Below are 5922 nucleotides of genomic sequence, written 5' to 3' on the forward strand. Positions count from 1 at the left end.
TGATGCAGGATGGTTTGAACTTAAACGACAACTGGAATACAAATGCAAGCATGCAGGTTGTCAGTTTGAGATCGTAAATGAGAGTTACACTACCCAGACCTGCTCGTACTGCCATAAAATAAGTGACAGTAGTCCGAAAGGTAGAGCAGGTCTGCGAATAAGAGGATGGACTTGTGCTGAGTGTGGCACATGGCATGATAGAGATATCAATGCTGCTAAGAACATCCTCGCGGTCGGGCTTGATCGTCTAGCTGTAGGAATCCCCTCGTTTTAGCGAGGGGAGGAGGTCAATACAGAGCAGTAGCTGTTCAACAAAAGCTGGTTGAAATAGGATTGCTAGGAAAGGTTGAAACTCGACTAACCAACATTATTAATCAGGATGGTTCGCAGTTATCTGAGCCATTAAAAGAGTTGACTCATAAGCTGCAGTCTCATGCTGCTATTTTCCAAAGGCTGCTCAATGGAGCGACCAAACGTCGACATGAAGCGGGAGAGACCATCCCTCTTGAAGAGGTCAAAATTTTAGTCGCTGAGTCTATGTATACTCGATTGAGTATCATCGAAGAGATGATGGATTACGAAAACAGATCTAGAGAAGAATGCCTCAATGGTTATCTTTGCCATCAGCATTCTTACAATGACTTTGGTAATCATTATGTCATTGTGGTCTATGGTTTAGATCAGCAAGCTCAGTACTCAAAGCAGTGGCTACAGCACAATTATCAAAGCTTACTATCAGACATTAATGCTCAGCTTCAAAACCCAGCCATGCAAGAATACTTTATTTTAGTGTTTGATATGTCTAATGATGATGGAAAAGGTAATGTTACTGTTGTGATGGATGTTTATCATCAATCAGGCTCAGTATTGGCTGATAGTATCGGATAATGAAAGCGTTCTAGTATTAGTAGTAAGCAGTAAGTAATAAGTATTAAGTAATAAGTATTAAGTAATAAGTAATAAGTATTAAGTAATAAGTATTAAGTATTAAGTAATCAAAATAGTTAATAGGTAAACCAACTGGGACACCTAAAATAGGCCCAAGTCTTAGTTATTAGTTTGGGTCAAGTTTTTGTTTGCTTTTTTAAGTTTTTAAATTACATGTCATAGGTTTGGTTGTCTATTATGTCGCAGCAATATCAAGTTTTAGCACGTAAATATCGCCCAAAGAACTTCCATGAGTTGGTAGGGCAGACCCATGTGTCTAAAGCACTTATTAACGCCATTGATCATAATAGGCTACACCATGCTTACTTATTTACCGGGACTCGCGGGGTAGGTAAAACCACTATTGCCCGTATTTTGTCTAAATGCTTAAACTGCGAAACTGGGGTCACCAGTACGCCGTGCGGTGTGTGCAGTAGCTGTGTGGCAATTGATCAAGGTCGCTTTATTGACCTTATTGAGATTGACGCGGCTTCGCGTACCAAAGTTGAGGACACCCGAGAGCTTATCGATAATGTTCCTTATGCCCCTACCCAAGGTCGCTACAAAGTTTATTTGATTGACGAAGTGCACATGCTGTCTACGCACAGCTTTAATGCGTTGTTAAAAACGTTGGAGGAGCCCCCTTCGCATGTCAAATTCCTATTGGCCACAACAGATCCGCAAAAATTACCTATTACTATCATCAGTCGCTGCTTGCAGTTTGTGCTCCGTCCTCTACCACAGCAAGCGCTAAGCGATCATATTGCCAATTTACTGACTCAAGAAGGTATTGCCTTTACTCAGCCAGCACTTTGGCAGTTGGCTAATGCAGCCAAAGGCTCGGTGCGTGATGCTTTGTCTTTAACTGACCAAGCGATTGCTTTTGGTCAAGGGGCGTTAACCGATGAGACGGTTAATGATATGTTGGGGTTAATTGATAATGCAGATTTGGTGCAGCTGCTGCTTGATATTTATCAAGGGGATACAGAGTCAGTCTCTGCTCATATTGAACAGATGCGGGCACAGATGGTCGATGCTGGCAGTATGTTTGATGGACTTGCAGAGCTGTTACATCAAATCGCCATGGTGCAGCTATTGCCAAGTGTGGCATTAAACGTCAATGACAAGCAAGCGCATCAAATTAAACAGTTAGCGAATATCATCAGTGCCGATGTGTTACAGCTTTACTATCAAATTATTATCCAAGGTCGTGAGCAAATTAAGTTGGCCAATACCCCGCTGCAGGCCTTAGAGATGTGCTTACTGCGGTTATTGGCATTTAGGCCACTGGCTATAAATGAGGTACCTACGCCTACAGTTTCTGATTCGCCACCAATTACAGTTGCAGAGTCAAGCAGCCAAGCAGCCACATCACAGCAGGCTGAACCTGAAGCTGAGGTTTCTGATCCAAAGCCACTGGCTGAAGAGATGAGTGCTGACATTACTAATGGAGATAATGAGTCAGCTTTGGCTGTTGAGACAGAAGCAGAAGTTGCCACTAATACGGAAATGGCCATCGATGCGCCAACACCTGACAGCTTGGTTGCCGATAGTATTGATCAGACTGAAAATTATGAAGATAACTTAAATTACGTAAGTAGCTTGGATTCTGGGTCAGGACAAGTGGAGAATAATCTCCCAAATTTAGAGGATTCTGCAAAGAGTAATACAGATAATATTGATTTTGAGTCTGATTCTCAATTAAATCCTTTATTTACAGACCAAAGTCATTTAAAATCTCCTGTTTCGCATAACAATACTGACTCTATTCAGTCAGTCGATGCGGAATCGGACGGTATAACAATTGAACAACAGGCGTTTTTAGAGACAAATGAGAACCCTTCTGAGCCAAGTCAGGCCCTCTCTACGTCGCCAACTGAACAATCTTCTAAAAGCGAAATTAATTCACCGCTTTCAGATGAGGATCCACGCTCATTATTAAAGTGTGCTCCGGTAGAGTTGGTAGGAGAGTGGACACCTGAGAAATGGGACTACTGGTTACAGACTGCTAGGGAATCTGGTGCATTGGCTTATGATCAGCTTGCCATGGCTAGACAAGGGGTAATGACAGGTGAAATCTCTGGTGAGAGTGTCTTCAAAGTTGCCTTTGATACTAAGAATATGCAAAGTATTTTTAAGCATTTAGCCAATCATTTGAATCAGCAATTCGGGGCGCAAGTATCGATTGCTGTCGACACTTCACTTAACTCTGATAATGAAGATTTTCTTCCTCAAAACAGACAGAAGTTACGAGAAGTTAAAGCCAAAGACTCTGCCAAACAGCTGCTTACTAATAGTCCAGTTATGCAAAGGCTAATCCATGATTTTAAAGGGGAAATAGTCAATTTGAAGCTTTTAACCGACGTTGAATAGTCTTTTTTCTATTGCTTATGTCTGCTGCAATGTTTCTACAATCAGTTTTCACAAAAAGTAAACTTAAAAATTGGAAATACTCTACATTTGTCTGTAATTTCTCAACATTTGTCTGTTTAAATAAGTTATACTATGCTACTTACTTTATATGTTAGGTGTTTAGAATGATGTTAGACAATTTAAGAGGCATGGCGGTATTCGCCAGTGTTGTCGGCCATGGTTCATTCAGTGGGGCAGCTAGACAGCTAGGTATCACCACCAGTGCTGTAAGCCAACAAATCAGATCGCTTGAGAGAGACTTAGGCGTAGTATTGCTACATAGATCTACTCGTAAGCTGAGTTTAACAGAAGCGGGTGCTAGCTTCTATGAGTCTGCCAAAGATGTGGTTGCCGCAGCAGATCAAGGTCGTATTAAAGTTAACCAACTACGTGATGAATTAGCAGGTAGTTTGAGAATTGCAACCACTCCTGAGTTAGGGGTGAATCATATCCTTCCAGCCTTATCTACCTGGATGTCTGCTCATGATGATTTAAGCATTCACTTCCTAGCTGATAACCATTATATTGATATGATTGATGAGCGTGCTGACATCGCTATCCGTATGAGTCCACAGATTAAAGACAGCTCTGTGGCCACTTATCCGCTAGCTGAAGTTAAGCAAATGTTGGTAGCTTCACCACACTACTTAAGACAGCATGAGAAGATTACTAAACCGAAAGACTTGGTTAATCATCAGCTTATCAGTATTGACTTAATGAAAGATCCAAGTACTTTGGATTTTAATAGTATTGAAACTGGTAAAAAGAATCGCGTCAAAGTTCCTTCTAGAATTCAAACCAATAATGTCTTCTTAGCAACTACTTTAGCTAAAGAAGGTCATGGTTTAGTGCGTGTTATGTCGCTTGATGTTCAAAAAGAATTGGCTTCTGGTGAGCTGGTAGAAGTAATTCCTGAATATGCCTTACCGCACTTTGTTTTATATGCGGTTACCTTAGATCGTGAGCAACAACCTGCAAAAATTACGCGTTGTCTTGAAGTTCTGAAAAAGAACTTCCATGCTGCAGCATAATTAAAACCTTAAAATATTTTCTAACTTTAAGGCTTACGCTAAAGTAGTGTTGATGGTATATAATTAATATACTAAGACACTACTTCAGCGTATTTTTTTTGCTCCTATGTTTTTGATTAACCAAGAATTTTTATGCACTTAAATACGCTATCTGCCAGTTATATTATGAGGTTGTTTACAACAGATTATGGAAAATAGACTAATTAATCCTTTAGAACGTCAAGATGATGTGGTGGATAGCAATATTCGCCCAGGAACACTGGCAGAATATATTGGTCAGCCAGTGGTACGTGAGCAGATGGAAGTTTTCATCGAGGCGGCGCGACGGAGAAAAGAAGCCTTAGACCATACTCTAATCTTTGGTCCTCCTGGTTTAGGTAAGACCACATTGGCCAATATTATTGCTCGTGAAATGGGTGGAAATCTAAGGTCTACCTCAGGCCCAGTACTGGAGCGAGCTGGTGATTTAGCGGCCATGTTGACCAACCTCGAAGAGGGGGATGTGTTATTTATTGATGAGATTCATCGCTTAAGCCCTGTTATCGAAGAGATTTTATATCCAGCAATGGAAGACTTTCAGTTGGATATCATGATTGGAGAAGGACCAGCGGCGCGCTCTATTAAGCTAGATCTACCTCCCTTTACTTTGGTAGCAGCGACGACAAGAGCGGGTCTATTGACCTCTCCATTACGCGATAGATTTGGGATTGTTCAGCGTTTAGAGTTTTATAATATTGAAGATTTGACCACTATTGTGAGTCGCTCGGCACGTTTGATGAATGTTGAAATGACACCAGAGGGTGCAGTTGAGGTTGCCAGACGCTCTCGCGGTACTCCGCGTATTGCTAACCGTTTATTACGCCGAGTTCGAGATTATGCGGAAGTAAAATCAAACGGTAAGGTTACCGGTGATATTGCTGACAGTGCCCTAGATATGTTGGCGGTAGATAGACGTGGTTTGGATCATTTAGACAGACGTTATATTGAAATGGTTCATGCCCGCTTCGATGGAGGACCTGCTGGTGTAGAAGCCATTGCCGCTGCAATGGCTGAAGATAGAGGTACTTTAGAGGACGTGATCGAGCCTTATCTAATACAGCAAGGTTATGTACTAAGGACCGCACGAGGTCGGGTATTGACTCAAATGGCCATTGATCAACTGTAATCCACCTATTTTTTAAAAAGCTATCTCAAAAGTAATTTTAAGTGCAAGCTATTAAGCTTGCACTTTTTTATTCTAAAACTTTCAGTAAATATTTCTCATATTTATCACCAGTCGCCGTAAAACCACCCACTTCAGGGCATAGGTATCTACACAAATTTACTAGCGGCATCAGCGAATTCACGCAGTTTGTCAGGGGGATAATGATTTACCAGTTCGGTAAAATTAAGCCACTGGAACAATCCTGCCATCACAGCAGGTGCGGTTATTGGTTTGCTGCGTTTCATTTGTCGACCTGAGAGGCGCACTAAAAACAAAGCAAACTCTTGTGACTGTTTATCAGATGCTTGCATAATACGCCACACGAGCGTACAAGCCTGAGAGGCAATT

Annotated in this window: 5 protein-coding genes and 1 pseudogene; 5 read left to right on the forward strand and 1 reads right to left on the reverse strand. The window is 41.4% G+C overall.

Translation table 11 applies throughout. The features are described from left to right. From A1019T_RS11770 to ruvB, 5 genes are all read left to right on the forward strand, one after another. The coding region (locus A1019T_RS11770; RefSeq protein WP_143514136.1) for an RNA-guided endonuclease InsQ/TnpB family protein at positions 1 to 274 on the forward strand (274 nt) is incomplete at its 5' end. A gap of 59 nt (positions 275 to 333) precedes the next feature. Then, positions 334 to 888: a hypothetical protein gene (locus A1019T_RS11775; protein WP_244156659.1), complete on the forward strand. Its 555-nt coding sequence runs from the start codon at positions 334 to 336 to the stop codon at positions 886 to 888. A gap of 237 nt (positions 889 to 1125) precedes the next feature. Beyond that, positions 1126 to 3300, forward strand: coding sequence for a DNA polymerase III subunit gamma/tau (gene dnaX / locus A1019T_RS11780; RefSeq protein WP_077451814.1), 2175 nt, complete (start codon positions 1126 to 1128; stop codon positions 3298 to 3300). 167 nt (positions 3301 to 3467) lie between these two features. Next, the gene (locus tag A1019T_RS11785; protein WP_167366873.1) at positions 3468 to 4370 is read left to right on the forward strand and encodes a LysR family transcriptional regulator; all 903 of its coding nucleotides are present in this window, start codon (positions 3468 to 3470) and stop codon (positions 4368 to 4370) included. Positions 4371 to 4557: 187 nt separating this feature from the next. Continuing rightward, positions 4558 to 5535: a Holliday junction branch migration DNA helicase RuvB gene (ruvB, locus tag A1019T_RS11790; RefSeq protein ID WP_077451818.1), complete on the forward strand. Its 978-nt coding sequence runs from the start codon at positions 4558 to 4560 to the stop codon at positions 5533 to 5535. A gap of 146 nt (positions 5536 to 5681) precedes the next feature. Here the strand turns inward: ruvB and A1019T_RS11795 are convergent. Then, positions 5682 to 5922: pseudogene (locus A1019T_RS11795) on the reverse strand (transposase); the annotation flags it as partial.

This window comes from Psychrobacter piechaudii, assembly GCF_900162825.1.
In the GTDB taxonomy this organism is placed as follows: Bacteria; Pseudomonadota; Gammaproteobacteria; order Pseudomonadales; family Moraxellaceae; genus Psychrobacter; species Psychrobacter piechaudii.

Coding starts and splice junctions, on each gene's coding strand:
- dnaX (WP_077451814.1), top strand. CDS start 1,126: ATGTCGCAGCAATATCAAGTTTTAGCACGTAAATATCGCCCAAAGAAC.
- A1019T_RS11785 (WP_167366873.1), top strand. CDS start 3,468: ATGTTAGACAATTTAAGAGGCATGGCGGTATTCGCCAGTGTTGTCGGC.
- ruvB (WP_077451818.1), top strand. CDS start 4,558: ATGGAAAATAGACTAATTAATCCTTTAGAACGTCAAGATGATGTGGTG.